This window comes from Slackia faecicanis, assembly GCF_003725295.1.
In the GTDB taxonomy this organism is placed as follows: Bacteria; Actinomycetota; Coriobacteriia; order Coriobacteriales; family Eggerthellaceae; genus Slackia; species Slackia faecicanis.
In genome coordinates, this window is the sequence record NZ_QICB01000002.1 from 375,784 (window position 1) to 396,473 (window position 20,690).

General features: G+C 66.3%; 28 protein-coding genes. 4 read left to right on the top strand and 24 right to left on the bottom strand.

Annotated features, from left to right (window positions below; all coding sequences use genetic code 11):
• Window positions 1-78: 78 nt before the first annotated feature.
• The 10 genes from DMP07_RS04160 to DMP07_RS04205 form a co-directional block, all read right to left on the bottom strand.
• Window positions 79-324, bottom strand: coding sequence for a FeoA family protein (locus tag DMP07_RS04160; RefSeq protein ID WP_123197878.1), 246 nt, complete (start codon window positions 322-324; stop codon window positions 79-81).
• Between the two features lie 294 nt (window positions 325-618).
• On the bottom strand, window positions 619-1,008 hold the full coding sequence (locus DMP07_RS04165) for a FeoA family protein (RefSeq protein ID WP_123197879.1): 390 nt from the start codon (window positions 1,006-1,008) through the stop codon (window positions 619-621).
• Window positions 1,009-1,282: 274 nt separating this feature from the next.
• Window positions 1,283-1,684: a hypothetical protein gene (locus DMP07_RS04170; RefSeq protein ID WP_123197880.1), complete on the bottom strand. Its 402-nt coding sequence runs from the start codon at window positions 1,682-1,684 to the stop codon at window positions 1,283-1,285.
• Window positions 1,684-2,073 (bottom strand): DUF192 domain-containing protein, encoded by a 390-nt coding sequence (locus tag DMP07_RS04175; RefSeq protein ID WP_123197881.1) that lies wholly within the window; start codon window positions 2,071-2,073, stop codon window positions 1,684-1,686. The genes DMP07_RS04170 and DMP07_RS04175 overlap by 1 nt, the downstream gene beginning before the upstream one ends.
• The gene (locus DMP07_RS04180) at window positions 2,070-2,450 is read right to left on the bottom strand and encodes a hypothetical protein (RefSeq protein WP_123197882.1); all 381 of its coding nucleotides are present in this window, start codon (window positions 2,448-2,450) and stop codon (window positions 2,070-2,072) included. Before DMP07_RS04180 ends, DMP07_RS04175 begins: the two co-directional genes overlap by 4 nt.
• 35 nt (window positions 2,451-2,485) lie before the next feature.
• Window positions 2,486-4,402 (bottom strand): hypothetical protein, encoded by a 1,917-nt coding sequence (locus tag DMP07_RS04185; protein ID WP_244594855.1) that lies wholly within the window; start codon window positions 4,400-4,402, stop codon window positions 2,486-2,488.
• 17 nt (window positions 4,403-4,419) lie between these two features.
• Window positions 4,420-4,974, bottom strand: a complete 555-nt coding sequence (locus DMP07_RS04190; protein ID WP_244594856.1) for a TadE/TadG family type IV pilus assembly protein — start codon at window positions 4,972-4,974, stop codon at window positions 4,420-4,422.
• Window positions 4,961-5,203 carry a hypothetical protein gene (locus DMP07_RS08795; protein ID WP_123197883.1) on the bottom strand — a complete coding sequence of 81 codons (243 nt, stop codon included), beginning with the start codon at window positions 5,201-5,203 and terminating at the stop codon, window positions 4,961-4,963. Before DMP07_RS08795 ends, DMP07_RS04190 begins: the two co-directional genes overlap by 14 nt.
• A gap of 139 nt (window positions 5,204-5,342) precedes the next feature.
• Window positions 5,343-6,104 (bottom strand): helix-turn-helix domain-containing protein, encoded by a 762-nt coding sequence (locus DMP07_RS04200; protein WP_123197884.1) that lies wholly within the window; start codon window positions 6,102-6,104, stop codon window positions 5,343-5,345.
• The gene (locus tag DMP07_RS04205) at window positions 6,105-6,719 is read right to left on the bottom strand and encodes a hypothetical protein (protein ID WP_123197885.1); all 615 of its coding nucleotides are present in this window, start codon (window positions 6,717-6,719) and stop codon (window positions 6,105-6,107) included. It abuts the gene before it with no gap.
• A gap of 152 nt (window positions 6,720-6,871) precedes the next feature.
• Between DMP07_RS04205 and DMP07_RS04210 the strand changes: the two genes are divergently transcribed.
• From DMP07_RS04210 to DMP07_RS08800, 4 genes are all read left to right on the top strand, one after another.
• Window positions 6,872-7,192, top strand: a complete 321-nt coding sequence (locus tag DMP07_RS04210) for a hypothetical protein (RefSeq protein ID WP_123197886.1) — start codon at window positions 6,872-6,874, stop codon at window positions 7,190-7,192.
• Between the two features lie 180 nt (window positions 7,193-7,372).
• Complete coding sequence (locus tag DMP07_RS04215) at window positions 7,373-7,570, top strand: hypothetical protein (RefSeq protein ID WP_123197887.1); 198 nt, start codon at window positions 7,373-7,375, stop codon at window positions 7,568-7,570.
• 37 nt (window positions 7,571-7,607) lie between these two features.
• Window positions 7,608-7,790, top strand: coding sequence for a hypothetical protein (locus DMP07_RS04220; RefSeq protein WP_123197888.1), 183 nt, complete (start codon window positions 7,608-7,610; stop codon window positions 7,788-7,790).
• 69 nt (window positions 7,791-7,859) lie between these two features.
• Entirely contained in the window at window positions 7,860-8,009 is a 150-nt protein-coding gene (locus DMP07_RS08800; protein WP_162843073.1) for a hypothetical protein, read from the top strand.
• Between the two features lie 95 nt (window positions 8,010-8,104).
• On the opposite strand, the gene DMP07_RS04225 is transcribed toward DMP07_RS08800, so the two are convergent.
• The 14 genes from DMP07_RS04225 to DMP07_RS04285 all read right to left on the bottom strand — a co-directional run bounded on the left by DMP07_RS04225 (window position 8,105) and on the right by DMP07_RS04285 (window position 20,686).
• Entirely contained in the window at window positions 8,105-8,866 is a 762-nt protein-coding gene (locus DMP07_RS04225; protein ID WP_123197889.1) for an N-acetylmuramoyl-L-alanine amidase, read from the bottom strand.
• The gene (locus tag DMP07_RS04230) at window positions 8,863-9,105 is read right to left on the bottom strand and encodes a phage holin family protein (protein ID WP_123197890.1); all 243 of its coding nucleotides are present in this window, start codon (window positions 9,103-9,105) and stop codon (window positions 8,863-8,865) included. Before DMP07_RS04230 ends, DMP07_RS04225 begins: the two co-directional genes overlap by 4 nt.
• A 47-nt stretch (window positions 9,106-9,152) precedes the next feature.
• On the bottom strand, window positions 9,153-9,596 hold the full coding sequence (locus tag DMP07_RS04235) for a hypothetical protein (protein ID WP_123197891.1): 444 nt from the start codon (window positions 9,594-9,596) through the stop codon (window positions 9,153-9,155).
• On the bottom strand, window positions 9,597-9,710 hold the full coding sequence (locus DMP07_RS09045; RefSeq protein ID WP_280176185.1) for a CD1375 family protein: 114 nt from the start codon (window positions 9,708-9,710) through the stop codon (window positions 9,597-9,599).
• A gap of 20 nt (window positions 9,711-9,730) precedes the next feature.
• On the bottom strand, window positions 9,731-10,246 hold the full coding sequence (locus DMP07_RS04240) for a hypothetical protein (protein ID WP_123197892.1): 516 nt from the start codon (window positions 10,244-10,246) through the stop codon (window positions 9,731-9,733).
• A gap of 10 nt (window positions 10,247-10,256) precedes the next feature.
• A complete protein-coding gene (locus DMP07_RS04245; protein WP_123197893.1) occupies window positions 10,257-11,225 on the bottom strand; it encodes a leucine-rich repeat domain-containing protein in 969 nt (322 codons plus the stop codon).
• A 69-nt stretch (window positions 11,226-11,294) separates the two neighbouring features.
• A complete protein-coding gene (locus DMP07_RS04250; protein ID WP_148039639.1) occupies window positions 11,295-11,720 on the bottom strand; it encodes a hypothetical protein in 426 nt (141 codons plus the stop codon).
• Between the two features lie 106 nt (window positions 11,721-11,826).
• Entirely contained in the window at window positions 11,827-12,345 is a 519-nt protein-coding gene (locus DMP07_RS04255; protein ID WP_123197895.1) for a hypothetical protein, read from the bottom strand.
• Window positions 12,346-12,354: 9 nt separating this feature from the next.
• Window positions 12,355-12,582 carry a hypothetical protein gene (locus DMP07_RS04260; protein ID WP_123197896.1) on the bottom strand — a complete coding sequence of 76 codons (228 nt, stop codon included), beginning with the start codon at window positions 12,580-12,582 and terminating at the stop codon, window positions 12,355-12,357.
• The gene (locus tag DMP07_RS04265) at window positions 12,582-13,283 is read right to left on the bottom strand and encodes a BppU family phage baseplate upper protein (protein WP_123197897.1); all 702 of its coding nucleotides are present in this window, start codon (window positions 13,281-13,283) and stop codon (window positions 12,582-12,584) included. The genes DMP07_RS04260 and DMP07_RS04265 overlap by 1 nt, the downstream gene beginning before the upstream one ends.
• A complete protein-coding gene (locus DMP07_RS04270) occupies window positions 13,280-13,603 on the bottom strand; it encodes a hypothetical protein (protein WP_123197898.1) in 324 nt (107 codons plus the stop codon). Before DMP07_RS04270 ends, DMP07_RS04265 begins: the two co-directional genes overlap by 4 nt.
• Window positions 13,604-13,605: 2 nt before the next feature.
• Window positions 13,606-14,856, bottom strand: coding sequence for a phage tail spike protein (locus tag DMP07_RS04275; RefSeq protein WP_244594867.1), 1,251 nt, complete (start codon window positions 14,854-14,856; stop codon window positions 13,606-13,608).
• Entirely contained in the window at window positions 14,853-15,563 is a 711-nt protein-coding gene (locus tag DMP07_RS04280) for a distal tail protein Dit (RefSeq protein WP_123197900.1), read from the bottom strand. Before DMP07_RS04280 ends, DMP07_RS04275 begins: the two co-directional genes overlap by 4 nt.
• On the bottom strand, window positions 15,560-20,686 hold the full coding sequence (locus DMP07_RS04285) for a tape measure protein (protein WP_123197901.1): 5,127 nt from the start codon (window positions 20,684-20,686) through the stop codon (window positions 15,560-15,562). Before DMP07_RS04285 ends, DMP07_RS04280 begins: the two co-directional genes overlap by 4 nt.
• Window positions 20,687-20,690 lie beyond the last annotated feature (4 nt).

Here is a 20,690-nt window from a genome sequence, read left to right on the forward strand (position 1 = left end):
CTTAAAAGTTTTCCTTGGTTAACATAGTGACGAAAAAAGAGCCGCTTCCACGGCCCGGCCGTTGTTCACGACGCGCCCTTACGAAACGGCTTCGACCAGCACGTTTTCGGCTTCGCTTTTACGAAGGGAAAGTTCGTAGCCGCGCACGGACACCTCGATGGGATCGCCCAAAGGCGCGACCTTCCTCACGTAGATTTCAACCCCCTTCGTGATGCCCATATCCATGACGTGGCGCTTGACCGCGCCCTCTCCCGTCAGCTTGACCACGCGGGCGCTCGATCCGACCGCCACGTCGCGCAACGTCAGAGCCTGTTTCTGCTGCATGACATTCCCTTCTCTTTTCGAAAGACGCCGTCGCAGGCGTCGTATTCCCCTTCGAACGACCCGTCTGGGCCGCATGCGCACCACTGCGCCCGTCGGACGCGAAAAACGGCGGCGTGCATGTGCCGCCGAGCCCCTCGCGCGCGAAGGCGGCGCCGCACGCGACCCGTCGGGTGCGGCGAGCGCACGCCCCGCCCGGCGCGCCCGAAACGCCGGGCGCGCCAGATGTCGAAACCCGTCCGAGCATACAAAACGCGCTTCGACGAACGGGACGCTTCGGCAAGCCGGCCGGCTCGGCTACGCGCTCACCGACACCTTCATGGCCGCCTGGCGATCGAGCGCCACCTGGGACCCTTTGATTTCCACGATGAGGTTTCCTGCGGCTTCGCTGACCACCTTCACGCGTGCGCCTTCGACGAACCCGAGGGTTTCGAGATGGCGGCGCGCCTCTTCCGATCCGCGGACCGACACGACCGACGCATCGGCGTTCGGCCCGGCGAATGCGAGCGGAACCGCGGCACAAGACGGATGCGAAACCGATCCGCCGCCCGTACCGAGCGCGGATGCAGACGACTCGCGCACGGCCGGCGCGGGAGAAAACGCCGCGCAACCTTCGGCACGCGACGCATCCGACGCCCTTGCCGTGCCGAACAATCCCCTTGCGCGCAACGCAGCCGCTATCGCCATTTCACACCGTCCTTTATGTAAGCTTTGGATAACTTATGGAGAACATTACCACGCTTTCGCCGAAAAAGGAACCCAAAGGAAACTTTTTTAGCCGGACAGCCGACACGCCAGAAGGATGCCGCTGATTGCGAAGCGGAAGCCGCGAAAGGGCAGCCGCGGGAAGCGACGGCATGAACGCTCGTCCCGGACGAAACAGCGTCTCCCGAAGCCTCGGCGAACGATGCCCCAGCCGCGCGAGCGACACCGTCGCCCTTTCGACACGCGTTTCCTGGCGCTATTGCGCGCACAAAACGACGCTCGAACCCCGAGGAACGCGTATCTCGAACACGGCCGCAGCCTCGCACGACGCGTTCGAAGGCGTCTCGCTTCGGGAAACGACCGTGACCATCGGAACGGGCATGAACGAGGTCTTGCCGCCTTCGCCGCACACGCACGAAAGACACGGCGAAGACACCTCGCCCGGCAAAGACGAAGGCTCCGCCTCGCCGCGGCCCTCCCGCAATCCATCGGCATCGCACGCATCATCCGACGGCTTCGCAACGCGATCGGCGGCGGAAAAGACATCCGAAGCCTCGCCCCTTTCCGACAAAGCGGCGCGAGAGAAATCATGGAGGCATCCATAGCACACGGCCATATCGTCGAAGCATCGAGCTCCGCATACAGGGCATGTTTTCATCAGGCATTCCTTCCTTCGAACGGATTGGTTTCATGAACGGGCCCTTCTTCTGCGGACGGCCCTCGAAGCGTGCGGCCCGGCGGCGGACCGGCGAAAATGCAATCGCCCGGCTCGAACCAATCCCGCTCGCACGAGCGGCGTTCGATCGTCATCCGCGCATGAGGGCATCGAAGCCTTCTCGCCCGAGAAACGCGCCTATAGGCCTCCACCACCACGCCGCCCCCGTCGACGAAGGCGACGTCGATGGGGAACTTCATTCCGAACGTATGGATGTCGCGACAGGGAACGAGCACGACGCAGGCGCCGCACGAGGCGATCTTCGCACTCTTCATTCCGCGCAAACGCTGTCCGACCTTCGTCAGCACGACGAAATCGCAGCGGCCGTTCATACGACCACCCCCTTCCTATACGAGCTCACCGTGAATTCCACGTCATGCCTCAACTCGAACACGCCGGCCCCGAAAACGCGCACGCCCCTGAGAAACGGCGGAGAGAAGCGCGCCGAAGCCGTGTAGCGCACATGGCCCAAACTCGTTCTCTCGCACGTCACCTCGACCGATTCGTGTTCCATGCCCAAGCGCGCCTCGATGCGCTCGCGCACTTCCGCCGCCGCCTGGGGCTCCCATCCATCGTCGGCCTGCATGCGTATCGCATCGCGCGCGGCGCTGTCGAACGCCGCGCAATCACCCGCGAAAACAAGCGCGTTGACCAGGATGAACGTGACTATCGCGATAACGGGCGCCACGACGGCGAACTCGACGGCCATCTGCCCGTCGACGCCGGCCGAACGCGAACGGCCCGCTACGGACCCCCGACGCCCGCCGCATCGAGCACGGACGCCGAGCCCTTTCGCGGCGCGCCCTTGAGCGATGCGACCGCCGTGGCCACGGGACCGTCGCCCAAGGGAGCCACATGCTCGGTGTTCGCCACGAACGGCTTGGCCGCCTCGGTGTTCGCAGGCTCGATGCCCGCGGCCTCCAACATTGCGACCAACGCCTCCCGCGCCCACGACCCCAAACCCGTCGACCCGACGATCGGCATGGAATCCAGCAAGTCCTCCACTCCGGAACATAGCCCCTCCGTTCCCGTCGAATACGCCTTCACCAGCGACGACCACAAAGACAGAATCGCGGGTCCCGCATCGGAAAGCGGCGGTCCTATTTCATCGGCCACGCCGTCGAGCAACGACGAAAGCACGTCTTCCTCGGCGTCTTCGCCCAGCACGCTCGCCGAAACCGCCGCATAGGCCCCCTCATCGGACGCCTCGGACAGAAAAGGCGTCGGCGCCGATTCCTCGACGCTCAACGACAGCGCCGCCAGCGCGCCGTAGCGTCCGGGAGGATACGCCTCGATCCTGCAGCCGCCCAAATCGCCGATCGCATCGCGTATCCGGTCGAACACGCCATCCACCGCGTCTTTCGCGCTCGACTCGGCGGGAAGGGCGCGCTCCATCGCCTCGACGTATTCCCGCGCGGCTTCGGCGACTTTCCGATAGTGGTATTCGAAACCGTTCTCGATCGCCGACGACGCGGCGGCCACCTTGCCGAGCGACGCCGCATCGAAGCCGCACGTCGCACACACTCCGTATGCCCCCGCATCCTGCTGGGCGAGAGAGCCGCGCCCTTCGATGCCCGAAGCGGCGCCCGGACACCCGTCCCACGCATGCAGGCATCCGCCCGCCGCAGGATAGACAGCCTCGGTGTAGAGCTCGGTCTCTTTCATCTCCGCCGTGTTCTTCGGAAGAAGCGGAAAACGGATATCGGGAACCGACGCCCCGTCGTCGGCAGCCCTTCCCTTCACCACCTCGTCGGCGGCGAATTCGTAGAATCGCTTGCGCAACGCGCTGCGGGCCTGTTCCTCGACGCTGCCGTCGGCGGGGGCTTCGGTTGCGGCGCGATGCGGGTAATACGCCTGCGCGCGCTCGAGCGCCACCTTGAACGACCACGCGTTCACGCTGTGATAGAGCGGATTTTCGGAAGGCGGAAGGCCCGCCACCGTATCGGCGCGTTCGTACATGCAATACCCGGGAGCATTGCCGCAATCGTGATCGAAGCCTTTCTCGAGCGCAGCCTGGGCATCGCTTCGCGCCTGCTCGGATTCCTGCGCCGCAGCGGCGATGCCCTCGCTCGCATCGAGCGCCGCATCGGCCGCGCCTGCGGCGGACGACTCACCCACCTCGAGAGGCTCGCCCGTCTGCGGGACCAACTCGACAAGGCCGACCGCGCGCGCCCCGAGCGAATCCGCGTTCTCCTGCATGACGGCCTGCGCATGAACCTGAGCCGCTGCCGGCAAGGCGTCTTGGGCGGCGGAAAGCAGTTCCTTCGCCGTGCGCGCCATTTCGTCGCGCTTTTCGAGAATGCGCTTTCCCGTTCCTATCAACGCCTTGCCCGAAGCCGCCGTCGGCGGCGCGCAGCAGCATGCCGTTCCCACGCCGACCAGCGACAATCCCGTCAACGACATGCTCAGCAACGCCGAGTCGGCCATACGGACCGCTATGACGAATTCGGCCACTTCGTTTTGAGCCGCCAACGCCGCGGCATCGGCCGTCGCCTGCACGCCCGCCGCGCGTGACTGGTTGCGAACCGTCCAGACGCACGCGAACGCAAGGGCGCAGGCCGTCAGAAGGGCCACCGCCGTGCCGAACGTCGTGAATCCGTCGCGACGCGCGAATCCGTCCGTCACGAAACGCCGCTTCTTTTCAGCAGGTCCGTCGCCCATAACGCCCCCTTCCGCAATCAGACCTTCTCGTCCCAACGTCGTATCCACGCCTCGGGGTCGCATCCGCGCTCCGAATTCGAAAGCCATGCGTCTTTCGTTTCGGCGACGCACGACGCCTCTTGGCGATACAGCCCGCGGCCGTCGAGCATGCCCGCGAAACCCATGGCCGCGCCCAGCAACGGAAGGGGCTTGAGCGAATGCCCGATCGACACCGATACCGTTTCGTCGGCCTGCGTTCCCGCGAATTCGACGGTCCATTCCCCTGCATGGAACGCGTCGATGGCGGGCACGGCTTCAAGACGGCGCTCGATATACGCTCGCACCTCGACATCGCTTTGCGACCCCCTCGTCTCGAGCAGGCGGCACCCCTGCGAAGCCGCCGCCTCCATGACTGCCCTGTCGTAGAGCACGATCGCCGGCTGCAGCAGCACCAAGAACAACATCAGCAGGACGGGAGCCAGAAACGCCGCCTCGACGCTCGCCTGGCCCGGCGAAGGCGCGCACGCCGCCGTCGCCTGTCGGCGCAGAGGCGCGCAGGAGCCGCCTGCGCCCCTTTTCCTAGAACAGCACAAGGTCGGACACTCCCCTCATGAGCCTATGCGTCAACGACTCCGTCGCATACGCGGCGAACCCGCCTTCGGAAAGAAACCGCCACAGCGCGCCGAGGGCGATGACCACCGCTATGAACGCAGCGGTGACCAGCGCATATTCGACCGTTCCTTGGCCCTTCGCCGCGCAAGGGCGCCCTGGATGCCCGCACGGAACCGCGTTACAGCCCGTTGATTCCGTTCGCGATCGCATTCCACAGCTCCTCGATCTTGGGCCTGAACAACGTGATCGCGACGATGGCGATCACGACGAGAACACAGGTGGTCTAGTGATAGCTAAAAAGAGCCGCCCGTGAAGGGCGGCTCTTTTCTCTGCTGTTCGATTAATTCTGCTACCAGCCCAGCTCGTCGGCTATCTCGTCAACGGCGTCGGCGTACCGTTCGAGCAGCCCCCTTGCCTCGGGGTTCAGCGTCGTCGCACACAGCTCGGGGCACGATTCGGCCTCGTCTTCGCCGTCAATCGCCACGCCGTCGAGGTCATGGTACGAGACGACGGCCGAAAGGCCCTGCTCCTCGAACTCGCACGGGTTATCGGCGACGAACTCGGCGACGGCCGCGCGGGCCTCTTCGAGGTCGTGGCCGTCGTACACGACATCTGGATCCGCATACGGATTGACGTCCATTTCCCTGATGTCGCCGTCGACCAGGCGAAGCACGCGCTCGCGCGCCGTCACGACGTACGCGACGCCGCCGCCGTGGTACACGTTGTCGCGGTCGTCAGGATAGGCCCACGCGACATCGAAGCCCATGCTTTCGAGGCGGTCGGCGACGGCGATGGCGTTCGCGTTCGCCACGCCGAACGGCCCCTCGTCGCGGCCGAACTCGTCGAACTGCTCCTGGGTCCTGTAATAGGTGAGCTGGACCGCGCCGCGCTCGCCGTATCGGAGCGCGACATCTTCGGCCTGCTTCACGACCGCCCTGCGGGCGCCCTCGACGGCTTCGAGAAACGCCCACGCGTCGGCGGGGGCGTCGCCCCAGTCGGGGTTCTCCCATCGCTTGACGGTCTTGATGTTGACGCCGCACGCGTCGGCGACGTCGCATTGCATGAGGCCGCACCTCTCGCGCCTCGCCCTGAACTCTGCGGACATGCCCATCTAGTTCTCCTTCCATTCGTCGGCCCACCACCACACGATGATCGAGCCGGCCTTGGCCATCTCGTAAACGTAGGTCTGCTCGCCGTGGACGATGCGCACGATCGGCTCGCCCTTGCGGTTGACGACGGTTTCGCACTCTTCGGGATGCAGCTCGGCGTAATGGAGCACGCTGCGGCGCTCGTAGCCGCGCTCTGCGGCCCATGCCGCCTCTGCGGCGGCTTTCGCCTCGGCCGCTTCGATGGCGGCGCGGCGTTCGGCCTCTGCGCGTTCGCGCTCGGCGCGGCGGGCGGCGTCTCGCGCCTCGACCTGCTCGTCTGTCATGGGCGGGAACGCCTCGTCTGCGGCATCTTCGTCGATGCCGTAGAAGTCGGTGCAGTTGCAAAACTTGGAAGTATGATGCCAGCTCTTGTACTCGACGAAGCGGTCGAACAGCTCGGCCTTGGTGCCCTTCGGCACGGCGAATACGAGGTCGTACTCGTCGCAGTAGCTTTCGAGAGCGGCGAGGATGGCCTTCTTGGTCCACTTGCTCTTCGGCATCTCGCCGTCATGGTAGGCTGCGACGGCGTTCTTGCTCATCGACCAGCCGGAATAGCCCGAGTTCATATCGAAACCCATTTCATGCCCCCTTGGCTCGGATCTTCAAAGGGCCTCATGCCCTTACCTGACAGCCTTAGTATATGCCCCCTTGGGGGGCATAGTCAATAGTTTTTTGCTTGACTTTATGGGGGATATGCCATATAGTTAAGCCACCGAAGAAAGGAGTCGGCATGAAAATCACGGTCAAGAGACACAATAATTCGGACCGAAAGAAATTCGGCCTCGATCCGTTCTGGATCGTAGTCGGCGAGTTCGACGGAGAGCTGCCGCCCGAGCGCATCGGATGGTGCGACTGGGACGACCACTTCGTCGTCGAGCTCCCCGAAGGGTGGGGCATCGCTGAGAACAAATACGGGGAAATCCTGGTGCAGGGGCCGTCGGGCGCATTGTGCGACATGGCCGGCACCGAGACGACCCTGACGATCTGCGAGGGGCGCGGCGTCGAGCTTAAGTATCGCGCCGGCGAGGACGGCAAGACCCGCCGCATATAGAAAAGGGAGGGCCGAAGCCCTCCCCCGGCAGCGGCTTCTCGATGCCCTATCAACGCGGCCGGGGCCGCGACGTTTCGCGCATGTTAAGCAAACTATTTCAATCCACGGCCGATCAACGGCCGACAAGCCGCCGGGCGCTGCCTCCCGACACGGGAGACTATACCACCGAAAGGGGGCGCGATGAAAGACGGCGATGCGCAGAAGCGCGCCACGGCCAAGTACAGGGCGGCGAACGTAGCCACGGTGAATGTTAGGTTCTATCCAGCCGACCGCGACGTGTTCGACTGGATGACTGCGAACGGGTACCGCGGGTCATGGGTCCGCGACCTGATTCGCAGAGAGTACGAGCGCGACACAGAAGCCAGCGGCCGCCAATAGGGCGCGTCCATGAATACGACGCAAGGAGGAACACCCCATGGTCACGGATGCTCAAAAAAGGGCGAGCGCGAAATACCAGCGCGAGAAGATGAAGCAGGTGAGCGTCAAATTCTCGCCGAACGAATCCGATATTTACGAATGGGTAAAGTCGCAGGATGGATCGGCTTCGGGGTACCTGAAGAGACTCGCAGAAGAAGACATGAGAAGAAATACTGTATAGTTATACTCTATACAATGCCGTTGATATAGGGTATAATTATATCAACGGCCAAGGGAAAGGAGCCTGGCCATGGACGAGAAGGAGTTCGAGGAAATGACCAAAGAAGAGATGCAGCGGTTCTTGATCATGGAAGCCGCCGACGGAAGGACGAAGGAAGAGGCGATGCAGCGGCTTCTTGACCTGCTCGGCCTGAAGTGGCCAGAAGACACGAAAAACTAGAAAAGACGGGGGGCGCACGCAGCGCCCCCCGTCTTCGTAGTGTACCCGGCTCCCCGGTTAGTTTATAGACGCGTCCGGAAACGTTCCGGACGCGTCTAGATTTCGTCTGGCTTTTGTCCGGATTGCGTCAACAACGCCTCGATGCGCTCAAGGCGCGCCGCCATGTCAGCCTGCTTGGCTGCGATCCACTTGACGTGCTCGTGCGTCGTGAGGTTCATCCCCCGCCCGCTCGGGTCGTCCGTTCGCAGCACCTCGCGGCTCGCGTTGTGCAGCGCGTTGAAGCAGTTGTCGCTGTCTCCGTATCGGTATCCCCACACATCGGCAGGTGCAGCCATGCCATCCCCTTTCGCTTCGATGCCGAACGCGGCGAGTATGCCGCGCGCCAGCTCGTCGGTACGCTCGTTGAACTTCGCGAGGTCGCCCGGGTTGCTGATGAAGCAGCATTCGAGCAGCCTGTAGCTTATCCCGTTCGCGGCGGCGTCGTTCATGTTCTTCAGGTCGCTTCGCGGCCTTATCTTCTGCGCCCTGCCGGGGAACATCCACGAGACGAACTCCGCGAGCGCGGCGTCGTACGCGTCGGGCGCGAAGCCCTGCTTGATCTCGACGTGGCCTCCCCGCGCCCCGGCCCCCGCGCTGTCCATGTGCAGCTCGAGCACCTGCGCGCCCGCCGGAACGTGCGCGCGGTTCATCCATCCGCTCGCGTACCAGTTCACGTCGATGTTCCCCACGACCACGGAATCGCCTCCGAGGGCCTTGATGCGCGCGGCGAGGTGGCGCACGCGCTCGGCCTCGGTGTAGCCGCCGCCCACCGCGCCGCTATCCCCCGCGCCGTGCCCCGCGACCAGGAGCAGCATCATCGCTGCCCCTTCGCGGCGGCGAGGCTGCTTGCGCCGATCAAGACGGCCACGCACGTGCCCATGATGCCCAGCGTCGCGCTCACCTCGTTGGCGAGCGGAAGGCCCCAGACCGCCGCGAGCGCCTGGTACACCCACGAAAGCGTGGGCAAGGCGGCGAGGCCGACCCATTTGAGGGCCGTGTACACCTCGCCCGGGAGCCAGTACGCCGGCGCCTGCGTGATGTCGGTTTCTTCGTCCATGATGGACCTCCTAACGAAAAGCGGGAGCGCGAACGCCCCCGCCGTGCCTACTCTCGGGCCTTGGCTATGTCGATGATCTCGGCCACGCCCGCCTCGATGCGCGTGGTGCGCTCGTCGATCGCGCTCACGCGCTGGCCCATGTGCGCCGAATTGGCCCGGCTCGTGTCCAGCGCGGCGTTCAAGGCCGTGGTCTGAGCCGTCAGCGCCTCGATGGCGCGCGTCTGGCCCGCCTGTATCTCCAGCTGCCTTTCGGTGAGCCTGATGCGGTCGCGCGCCTGCGCATCCTCGTCGGCCTGCGATTTGACGTCCAGCTCCAGCCTGCGCTTGTCGATCTCCGAAGCCGCGCGCTTCGCGTCCCGCCACACCGGCAGCACGTACTTGCCGACCACGAACGCCAGCGCCACGATGCCCGCCACGCCGACCACCCATTCGCCGGACGAGTGGGCCACGGACTGGCCGACCGAGGCCCAGAACTCGCTGCCCGGCTCCATTTACGCCGCCTGGTCGGCCGCGAGCATGCGTTCGACTTCCGACTTCCACAAGCTCGGCACCTGCTCGATTTTCCACGTGCCGGCCTTAACGAGCGTGTAGTAAAGCTTTGCCATTTCGCTTCCTCCTTGTTCGACTATTTCGCTTCCAACGCGGCCACGCGCTCCTGCAGCGCCGCCACGGTGGCTCCAAGTTCCGCGACCGACTCCATGCCGGTCGCCGTCATGACGCCCAGCTCGGCGGCGGCGTTCGCCACCGTGCCGGCCGTCTCGCCGAGGTCTGCCAGGGCGAGCGTGGCGGTCGTGGCCGATTCGTTCGCGCTGTCGGCGGCGTCCTGCGCGTCCTTCGCCGCCTTCTTCGCGTCCGCCGCGCACGCCGCCGCCGTGGACACGTTGACTTCGAGCGCCCGGATGGCGTCGGCGGTGGACTCGTCCAGCTTGCGCACGCAGCGAAGCTTCACGTGCTCGCCCTGCAGGGACACGCTCGCGGCGGCGTAGCCCTCGAAGCGCACCACTTCCTTGCCCCCGGCGGTCACCACCAGCGGGGACTTGGCGAGGTCGAGCGCGGCGTCAAGCGTCGTGCCCGAAAGCACGAACTCGCATTCGTCCGCGCGCTCGGCGTAGCTGATCAGGTTGGTTCCGTTCAGCAGCATGTTTTCCTCCTTAGATTCCAGCGGCCTGCTTGAACTGCTCGTATGTCGCGCCCCAGGTGATTTCCGTCATGGGGCCGTCGGCGATGTCGGCATTCCATCCGTCGGGCTTCTTCGCGGCCTCGCAGAACACTTTCGCAGACGTGTTCGCCCTGCTCATGGACGTGGACACCAGCGGAGCCGTGCCGGTTCTCGCCAGCGTGGACGGCACCCACATGTACAGCGTCCCCGCCGAATCGGTCATGTACGTCTTCGCGATCGAGCCTCCGCCCGACCACGACGAGCAGCCCGTCAGGTCGAAGGCCATGGACACGTTCGCGCGCCCGATGCCGACGACGACGCCGCTGTTGCATTTGACGTCGCCCGCGAAGCGCACGACCAGCTTCCCGCCGTTCTGGATGTTCTTTCCGAGCACGCCGTCGTTCGTCTGGTGCGCGAAATGCGTGACGCCGCCGGGTCCTCCGAACGACACCTCGCGCAGGTCGGGGCATCCGTTGAAGATGTCCGACCCCTTGAACGTGCAGCCGCCGGGGAACGACGCGAAGCGGACGGCGGTGCAGTTCGCGAAACAGTAGCTTTTGAACGTCGCGCCCGGCTCGATTTCGATGGCCGCAAGAGATTCGCAGTAGTTGAACGCGTGCGATTCCACCGTGGCGGTCGAAGGTATGGGCGCCTTCGCTAGGGCCTTGCAGTTGGAAAACGCGCTTGAACCGATCGTCTCCACGTCGGGCATATCCACTTCGCGCAGCGTCGCGCAGCCGTCGAACGCCAGTTGCTCGATGACCTTGACGCCCGGAAGCACGGCCCTGACTGCCCTGTCGGATATGCCTTTCGGCCACACCTCGCGCTCGATTCGCTGGCCGACGCCCTGCGCGGCCGACGTCGCCCCCGTGCCCCCGCACTCCGGCGGCAGCGCGCCGAGCGTGTCGCCGAGGCCCATGCGCCGCCTAATCATGCGCAGCACGTCGCCGTCCTCCAGCATCGCCTTGATGTTCTGGGCGGACGCGATGAAGCGCCCCCCCCCGTGGCTTTTTCTGGCATGTTGACCTCCTTAGATTTCGACGATTGACACCTTGAGGTTGTTCAGTTTTATTTCGTGGCCGAAGTTGACTTCGTAATACGCGGTCGATTTCCCGCACACCAGGATCTTCAGGCCGCTTTCGTCGATCGGCACGTTCCCCGCAAAGCTCGCGAAAAACGATGAGCTTTCTTTGGACGTATTGCCGAAGTCGATTTTCGCGCCGCCGACCGAAAGCCCGCCGAACCACGCGATATCGCTCGATTGGCCTTCGACCCTGTTGGCGCTTCCCGACATTTCGACGGACACGGCGTATACGCCGGGCACGTCCGGCACTATCGCGCCGCCTTTCAGCGAGAACCCGACCGACGGGAACTTGCCCGCGATTCCCACGGCCGCCTCGGCGCTCATGCCCGAGCTTTCCGCGATCCTCGCCGACGCCTCCCCCGCCTTCAGCATGCCGGTCTTCCGGGCATGCGCCCCGACTATCGCCCTCAGATTCCCGGCCGAAACCGGCTCGTTTCCCGTGAGCATATGCGCCCCCTTCCCGAGGGCGCGCGGCCCTCTATTTCGTTCTCTCTATGCAGTACCCGGCCCTCAACTCGACCTCGGAGTAGTAAGAGCCGGATCCCGAAGACGTCTTGTAGAAATAGACGAACTCTATCTTGTCGCCTATTTTGAGATGCGCCCTGTATCCGACAGAGGCCGTCTTCGTCTTGTTCGGCGTGCTGCCCTCCGCCTTGCTCGCGAAAATCGACGCGATGGGAATCTCCGCAACGACGGAGCCGCGGGTGATGCGCATCGTCGCGTCCGCCCTCGCGTTGCCGTCAGAATTACCAAGCAGGCCGAGGCACGCCGTCGCCGTTATCGAGTAATCGCCCTCGACGCTGCATGCCAACGCGTTTTGAGACGCGGCGAAGTCAGACCCCCCCCCGAGGTTCGATATCGTTGCGGCGCCGGTCATCGTGACGTCTCCTTTCTGGCTTCCCGCCGCGCTGCCCGACGTGATGGACAGCACGCGGCCCATGCCGCCGAGCGCGGCCTTCAGGTTCCCCGCGCTGACAGGCTCGTTTCCGGTCAACATACGCCCTCCTTATTTCAATCCAAGGTATTCCAACAGCTCCGCATCGGTCGGATACTGCAATACCAGTCTCTTGATTCCATCCGCGTCCGTGCAGCCCGTGCCGCCGTTGGCGACGGGCAACGCGCCCAGGGTGTCTCCCAGGCCCATGTTCTTGCGCATGAACTTCAGGCCGGCCGGCTGCGTCACCAGCGCCTTGACGTTTGACGCGGCCGACGGCCGCTTGTTCTCGCCCGCCATTACGCGCCACCTCCCGTCACGTACGCGATAAATTCGGCATCGCTCATCCAGGCCGCATCGTACTTGTCGTGGCTGACGAAGCCGCCCGGCTTATCCTTCTTGCCGTCCAGGTAGCCGTCGAATATCGCGCCCAACTCGCCTTGCAAGGCCTGGTGCACCAGGTCGGCCGCATCGTTGGCGTTCTTCGCGGCGGCTTCGGCCTTTGCCACGGCGGCGTCGTTCTTCGCCGTGCGGTCGGCCTCGGCCTTGGCGAACTCGTCGCGGCACCATTTCAGCATCGCTTCGATTTCGCTGCTGTAGGCCTCGGCGACCGCGTTCTTGTCCCCTTGGGCGTTCGGCAGAATCACGACCGCGAACGCCTGCGTGGTCGCGTAGAGCGTCGCGCTCGTCGCCTCCGCGCCGGCCTTGTCTTTCAGCGCGAAGTACGCCACGCCGGCCACGCCGGTCTCCGTGGCGGCGGCTTCGGGCAGCACGTAATCGAGCGACGTCCCCGCCGCGCCCTTCACCTCGTCGGACAAGAGCGCGCCGCGCGGGTGCCGCATCTCGAACATGACGCGGTACCCGGACAGGTCCACCGGCTCGCCGTTGTCGTACATATCGACGTGCAGCGTGGTCGCGTTGCGCTCGCCTTGGCGGATGTATACGGCCTGCGTCTCGCAGGGTTCCTTAGACAGGTCGAGATACAGATTCACCGCGTTCATGCCGCCCCCTCGCTGACCGCGACCGCTATGTCGTGCGTCGTCGCAACCGTCTCGCCCTTCGATACCTCGACGTATCCGAAGAAACGCCCCGGCTCGGAGAAACAGGGCATCGGCCACGACGCCACGCACCCCTCGACCGAGCACGGCGACTCTACGGCCGATTCGCCGTACGGCGCGACGAAACGGGCGGAGGAGCCCGTGAGGTCCACGGGCTCGCCCATGTCCAGAACCGTCGCGGATACGACGCGTCCCGCCTCTCCGACCCTGGCCGCGATCGGCCCGGCCTCCGGGAGCGATTTGTCGAAATCGACGAAAAGCACCGCTACACCCCCTTCAATGCAAGTTCCCTGTCGTCCAGGAATATCTTTCCCTTCTCGACCTTCAAGACGGAGCCGCCTATCGACAGCTGGCCGTCCGTGAGCATCTTCCCGATGTCGCTCGCCTTCTTGTCGGCGTTTGTCGCCTTCTCGTCGGCGGCGGCAGCGAGGCTAGCCGCGCTCTCGGCGGCTCCGACGGCCGGCGCCACGGCGGACACCTGGCGGTAGATCCTCGTCAGCACGTCCGGAAGCACCGACGCGACGGTTCCGAAGGAGCACTCCTTCGTCTCGCCCGTAAGCAGGTCGCGCCGCAGCTCGCCGACGCGCGCCTCTATCCTCAGCTCGGGGACGAACTCGCGGTCGACCACCTGAACGGAATCGCCGAGCCTCACGCCGCGCATCTGCATCGCCGGCACTCCCTTGACCTTGTACGACACCGACGGCGCGGAGTGCGTCGCGAGGTATTCGCGCGTCTTTTTCTCAAGCTCCGCCTTGTCCTTGATCTGCGAGTCCTCGAAAGACCCCTCGGAGTGGACCCTGCCGCCCTTGCCGTCGGACTGGCCCCATCTGTTCTTCTGCTCTTCCGTGCCCTCGACGTACACCCACAGGCGGTTCTTCACGCCGTCCGTCTCGCCGTCGAGGCTGCACCCGTACCCGTAGCAGGCCGTTATGACGTCGTCCGATAGGATGGTCTTCTCGATGCCCTCGATGTCGCGTCCATACTCGAAGCGCACGCCGCGCGATGCGCCGACGCGCTTCACCAGGCTCACCGAGCGCATGTTCACGCCCGTGTGCGTCACGCCGACGTCGGCGCGTATCTCGCATCCCCAGGTGCCGGCTATCTCCAGAATCGCCTTGTACACGTCGGTCTGCTCGAGCACGAGGTCGCGCCGCCCGAAATCGTCCACCTCGCCGACGCCCCACACCGTCCCCTCGAGGACGTGCGACAGGGCCTCGGCGGCGGTCACGTTCTTCATCGAGAAAAGGCGTATCTTCCTGTACCTGAGCCATTGCAGCGACGATTCGCAGACGTAGGCCATCGTCTGGCCGTCGGAGTGCTCCTGGTCGAGCTCGTTGACCACGTGCTCGTGCCATTCGCCGTCGTTCCACAGGATGCGGTCGCCCTTGGAGAGCGGCACGTTCGCGGACACGTCAAGCTCGTCGGTGCTGTTGACCTGCTGTCTGTGCACGGCCGCGGACGCGTCCGCGAGGTCGTGCTGGTAGCCGCCCCATCGGTCGAAGACCATGAACCTCACAGCCAAAGCTCCCTCCATTCGACGGAGAACGGGACGGCGCACCTGACCTCGTGCACGCCGGGCTCCCATTCGGCGTAGTCGTCGAGCGCGTCGAGCATCGCTGGCCTATCGCCCACGGAGCAGGAGTGCGCCGCGCAGTCTATGACCGCCTCGCCGCTGCCGCCGCCGATCAGGCGCATGGTCGCGCCGTCCGATTCGACGGACAGACCGGAGCCGTTCGCCTGCGCCCTGATAACGGGCCTGGCCGGGAGCGTGCCGCCCACGTTGACGAGCATGGGAGCGCCGGCCTTGCCCTTCCTCTCCCTGAGCGCCCCGTAGGTCACGGGGTCGGCGCAGAAGAACGAGAGCGTGCCCGTCGCGCTCCACGCGATGCGCTCGAGGTCGGTGGAGCCGTCTAGGACGGCCATGTTGTACAGGTCGGGCGCGTCGGGGAGCACGAGCTTGCAGGGCGATCGGCGGAACAGCCGCCTTTGCAGCATCCTCCGCGCCCTCTCGAACCCCTCGCGCGTGCCCATTTCCTCGAACGGCCTGTAGATTCTCACGTCGACGTCGATGGTGAGGGCCTCGAGCCTCACGGACGATATGCGCGAGCCGTCGCCCGACCTGTCGTCGGCTCTCACGTCCACGTCGGCCATGACCGGGCGGCGTATGCCCTCGATCATGAGGTCGTCCGAGAAGTCGTGCCCGTCGTAGATCATCGAACTCATGCCAGGCCCTCCGCCCTCATCTTCTTGTCGTTGTTCCTGTTCATCGCGCGCTGCAGCGCGTCGATGTCGCGGTCGTCGCGCACGGTGATGTTGTACACGTCGCCGTCGTAGTGCCTGTAGCCGGCGTCCTTTCCGTACCCGCCGGCGACCTGCGCCCCGAGCCTGAACCCGTAGCCGCCCGCCGGGGCGAAGCCTAGGGCGGTGCCTTCGGCCGCTCCCACGACGCCCTCGGCAACGCCCTCCATGGCCGCGACCGCGTACTTGCCGTCGCGCTCGATGCCGACGGCCATGCCGGCCGGGAGCATCGCGCCGACCTCGTCGCGCATGACCTTCGAGGGAGACGCGATGGCCGCTTCGGCCTGCGCCGCCGCGATGGCGGCCCTCACGACCGACGCAGCGGCCGACGCTATGGCGTCGATACGGCTGCTGATGCCGGCGGCGATTCCGTTCGACGCCATGGCTCCGACGTCGAAGAACGCGGCCTCGAACGAGCCGGCCGCGTCCAGGCCGCTCTCCATCGCGGCCGACACTCCGGCATTGACCGGCCCGGCGTTCGCGGCGAAGCCCTCGCCCATCTTGGCGGCGAGGGTCGAGACGGCTACGGCCGCGCTCTCGGCGACCGTCCCGCTCGCGATGGCCTGCGATATGGCCTGGCCCATCGGCTCCGCAAGTGCTTCGGAGTTCTCGGCGAGAAGCATCACGCCCTCGTCTAGCGCCTGTCCCATGGATTCGGCTATCTGGTCCTTGCCCGCCTTGATGCCCTCGACGAGCGAGTTGACAACCTTGTCGCCGGGCGATAGCGCCTGGAACTGCTCGAGCGCCGACTGCTGCCCCTCGAACATGGACTCGTTGAACAGCTTCACGTAGTCGGCTATCTGGTCGGCAGACTTCCCGGCCATGTCGGCCATGACCTGCCCCCATTTGTCGAAGCCGCCCTCGTATACGGCCTTCCTGAAGGCCTCGCTGTCGATGCTCTCGGGGATCTTCGCGAAGACGCTCTGCAGGTTCTCGGAATACGCCTTGGATTCGGCCATGTTCAGGCGCATGTTCCTCTCCCACTCGTCGAGGGAGGTCTTGCCGTGCTTGGTCATCTGGTCGAAGCCGTTCGACACGTCGGCAACGAACCCCTGCACGCCCGACACGAAGTCGTCCATGGTCACGTTCATGCCGCGAATGTCGCTCGCGCACTGCTCGATCGAGTAGCCCGCCATCTCGAACGCCTTGGAAAGCCCGGCGTCCGAATAGACGGCCTCCTTGACGTCGAGGCACGTCTCGCGGAAGTCGAGCAGCCAGTCCTGCGGCTTGGTGGTGTCGAGGTACTTGAGCGAATTGACGTAGAGCGACCGCTGGTTGATCTCCTGCTCGCGCTCGGCCCTGGCGAGGTCGTCGAAGCAGTCGACCATCTTCTGGACTTCCTGCTCGCTCATGTCGGCCATCTGCGCGACCGCCTCGCGGTAGTCCTCGCCGCCCTCCACGATGCGGTCGACGAACGCCTTGCTGTACTTCACGCCCGTCTTGGCGAACAGCTTGGAGAGCGAGCCGCTCCAGCTCTCGGCCGCGGACATGTCGTTCACGAGGTCGTCCTTGAGCTTGTACATCGAGTTCCACTCGCGCATCTCGGCGACCGTGGAGCCGATGCTGTCCCTGAGCGCGGAGAACTCGTCGTCGGCCTCCTCCGCGCCGCTCGAGACCTTTCCGAGCCTGTCGGCGTACTCGTCGAGCGTGTATCCCGCAGCCTCGAGCTTCTTCATGGAGTCATACACGCCTCCGAGCTCGGGGCGCGTCTTCTCGATGGCCACGACGGACTGCGCGAACGGCCCCCAAAGGGCCTCGGCGAGCTCCGTCGATACCTTCTTCGCCTCATGCGACCTCTCGCGGTATCCCGCGATCATGTCGTCGACGTACTTCTGGAACTCGGCGTCGGCGTCTTCCGCCGCCTGCTCGACGGCGGGAGCCGATTCCTGGAAGCCCGACGCGAGGCCGTCGCTGTAGTCGACCGCGGCGTGGTATCCGTGCTCCCAGGCGCTCTCGCTGACGGCCTTGCCGATTCTGTCCATCGCCTCTAGCGGGGCGCCGGCGTTGCTCTCCATGCCCTCGGCGAATCCGCCAATGAGGGCGGCACCGGAGTACGTGGTGTAGCCGCGTCCCGAGAACGGGCCCTTCTTTGCGGGCGAGAACGGGAAGTAGGCGCGGAGCTGCGCCATGCCCGACTGCGCCGCCGCGATGGCCTGCGAGAAGCCAGACCTGATGCCGGCCGCGAACCCTCCGATGAGGGCGCGGCCGGACGGCACGAGCATGCCCGAGAGGTTTCCGAGCGCGCCGCGTATCCTGCCAGGAAGGGCCGACACGACGGCGACGGCTTGATTCGCCCCCGCCTTGATCGCGTTGACGAACATCTGCATCGCCAGCACGGACTGCTGTGACATCTCGCGCGTGAACGCGGCCATTGCCGCCTGCACGGCGACCACGAGGGCCGCGAACGCCGCAGAAGCGGCCGCGACGAACGCCGCGACGGATGCGGTCGCCGCCGCCATCCCGGCGGAGACGGACGCTGACGCGGCCGCGAACGCCGCCGCCATGGCAGCCGCGGAGACGGATGCCGACGCGAACGATGCCGCGAGGACGGCGGCGGAGGCGGCGGCTACCGCGAATCCCGAAGCGGCCTGGGCCGAAGCGGCCGACGCCGCGAGCAGCGACGGGGCCGAGGCGGCGAGGACGGGTGCGGCCGATGCCGCCGCCGAAGCGAGGGCCGAGAGCCCGGACGCGGCCGCGGGGGACGCGGCGGCGACGACCATGAGGCCCGATGCGAGCATCATCGTCCCCGCTGCCGACGCCGTGACGCCGGCGGCTGCGGCGACGGCCGCGGCGGCGTAGGCTGCGAGGGCGGGAGCGCCGGCCGTGAGCCCTCCGAGCGCGGCGACCGCTGCGGCCGCGAACGCCGTAAGGCCCGCTGCCGCGCCAGGAGCGGCCGAGGCGATCGTCGGAAGGGCCGACGCCATCGCGGTCATTCCCGTCGCGGCGACCATCACGCCGGCCGCGAGCATCATCGTGGCTGCGGCGAGCACCGCCATACCCGCGCCGAGGAGCGTAACTCCCGCGGCCGCGACGGTGACGGCCGCGCCGAACACGACCATGCCGGCGGCGGCGACGACAAGGCCGGCTCCCAGCACCGCGATTCCCGCTCCGGCGACGAGCGACCCCGCGCCGAGGACGGCCATGCCAGCGGCGAGGACCGCCAGGGACGCGCCGGCCGCGGCCCCCGACGCCGCTATGGCGGGGAGAAACGCCGACACGACCGCGCATCCCGCGCCCGCCACCATAAGGGCCGCTCCGAACAGCGCGACAGCGGCCGCTGCCGCAACGACGGCGACGGCTACGGCCGCGACGCCGACGGCCGCTGCAGCCATTCCCACTCCGAGAACGGCCACGGCCGCTCCGGCGAGAAGCGCGCCGGGGGCGAACGCCAGGAGCCCCGCCCCGAGCGCGGCCATCCCGACCGCCGCAGACGCTCCGTGCTCCGATATGACGGGGAGCTGAGCCGCCAGGAGGGACATGCCTGCGCACGCGAGGCCGATTCCGGCACCGACCATGAGCACGGCCGCGCCGAACGCGGCGATTCCGACCGCGCCCGCCGTGAGCGCGGGGCCGACGGCCGACGCGCCCCATGCGAGCGCCCCTATCGCCGCGACCAGGCCGACCATCGCGAACACCGCCCCTGGGCCCGCTGCGGCGAGCTGGATCGCGGAGAACGCGAGCAGCGTCAATCCTCCGGCGGCGAGCAGGACGCCCGCGCCGACGAGGGCGACCGCGCCGCCCAGCGCGATGATCTGCGTCGCGCTCATGGAAGCCGCGCCTCCGACCTTGCCCATCGCGGAAGTCGCGGGCTCCGCCATGGCGGGGAGCCCTCCGAGGGCGTCGGAGAACGACGAGACGAACCCGGCCACGCCCTGCACGACCCTGAACGCGAGGAACCCGGCCGCGAGCGCAGCGACGAACGGCGCGGCGTTGGCGGCGTTGTCCTTGAGCCACGCCATCGCGTCCTTCACCGCGTCTATGACGGGCCTGGCGGCGTCGAGCGCGGCCTTGAGCGCGTCCGCCGCGGCTATCGCCGGGTCCGTGCCGGCGGGAACGCCGAGTATCGCGCCGACGATGCCGCCTATCGCGGCCCCCGCGTCAGAAGCCGCCTGGGAGATTCCCGCGAGCGCGTCTGCGAGCTCCTGCGACGCGCCGTTGAGCTCCATCCTGGCCTTGAACGTCTCGATGCCGTCGGCAACGGCCCCGAACGCCTCCGTTATTCGGGACTTCGCGCCGTCGATCACGGCCACGATGTTCTCCGCGCCTAGGGCCTGGATGATTCCGGCCACGCCCTTCGTGACGGCGTTCTTGGCGTTGGCCATGGCCGTCCCGATGCCGGCCGCGCCCGTCTCGGCCTGCTGCTGGAAGCTCGCGAACCCTTCGCCGCCCTCCGCGTCGAGCCGCACGAGGGTGTCGAGGAAGTCCTGCATCGACGCGTTGCCGTTCTTCAGGGCCTCGTAAAGGTCCTGCTGCCCCGCGCTCGCGCCGAGCATCGACTTGGCCATCTGGTCCATCTGGCCGGGCATCGCCGTGCAGATCGAGCGCCATTCCTCGAGCTCGAATTTGCCCTTGGCCACGCCCTGCGAGAACTGCTCGAGGGCCGCGCCCTGGACCTCGACGGGGGCCGCGCCGGCGAGAACCGCGTCGTTGAACGCGAGCATGATGTCGGTCGCCCTGCCCACGTCCTTCACGGACGGCACGAGGCGCTGGACGCCCGAGGTCATGTCGTCGAGCTTGGTCGGGAGCCCCGACAGGCGGTCGCTCATCTTCTGCGAGGCCTCGGCCGCCGCGTCGAACGAGTACCCGAGGCCTTCCATGACCTTGGGGAAGTTGTTCAACGTGTCGACGCGCGACACCGCCGAGTCGATCGACGACGAGATGGCGGACGCCGCCTTGGAGAACGCCCCCGCGGCGATGTTGCCGACGGCAGACGCGACCGCCGCCGACTTGGCCCTGAATCCTTCGAGCGCGGCCGCGCTCCCCTTCACGCCTTTGTTGAAGTTGGAGCCGTCGAAGGTAGCCTTCGCGCTCAGGGTGTAGTCGGCCATCCCG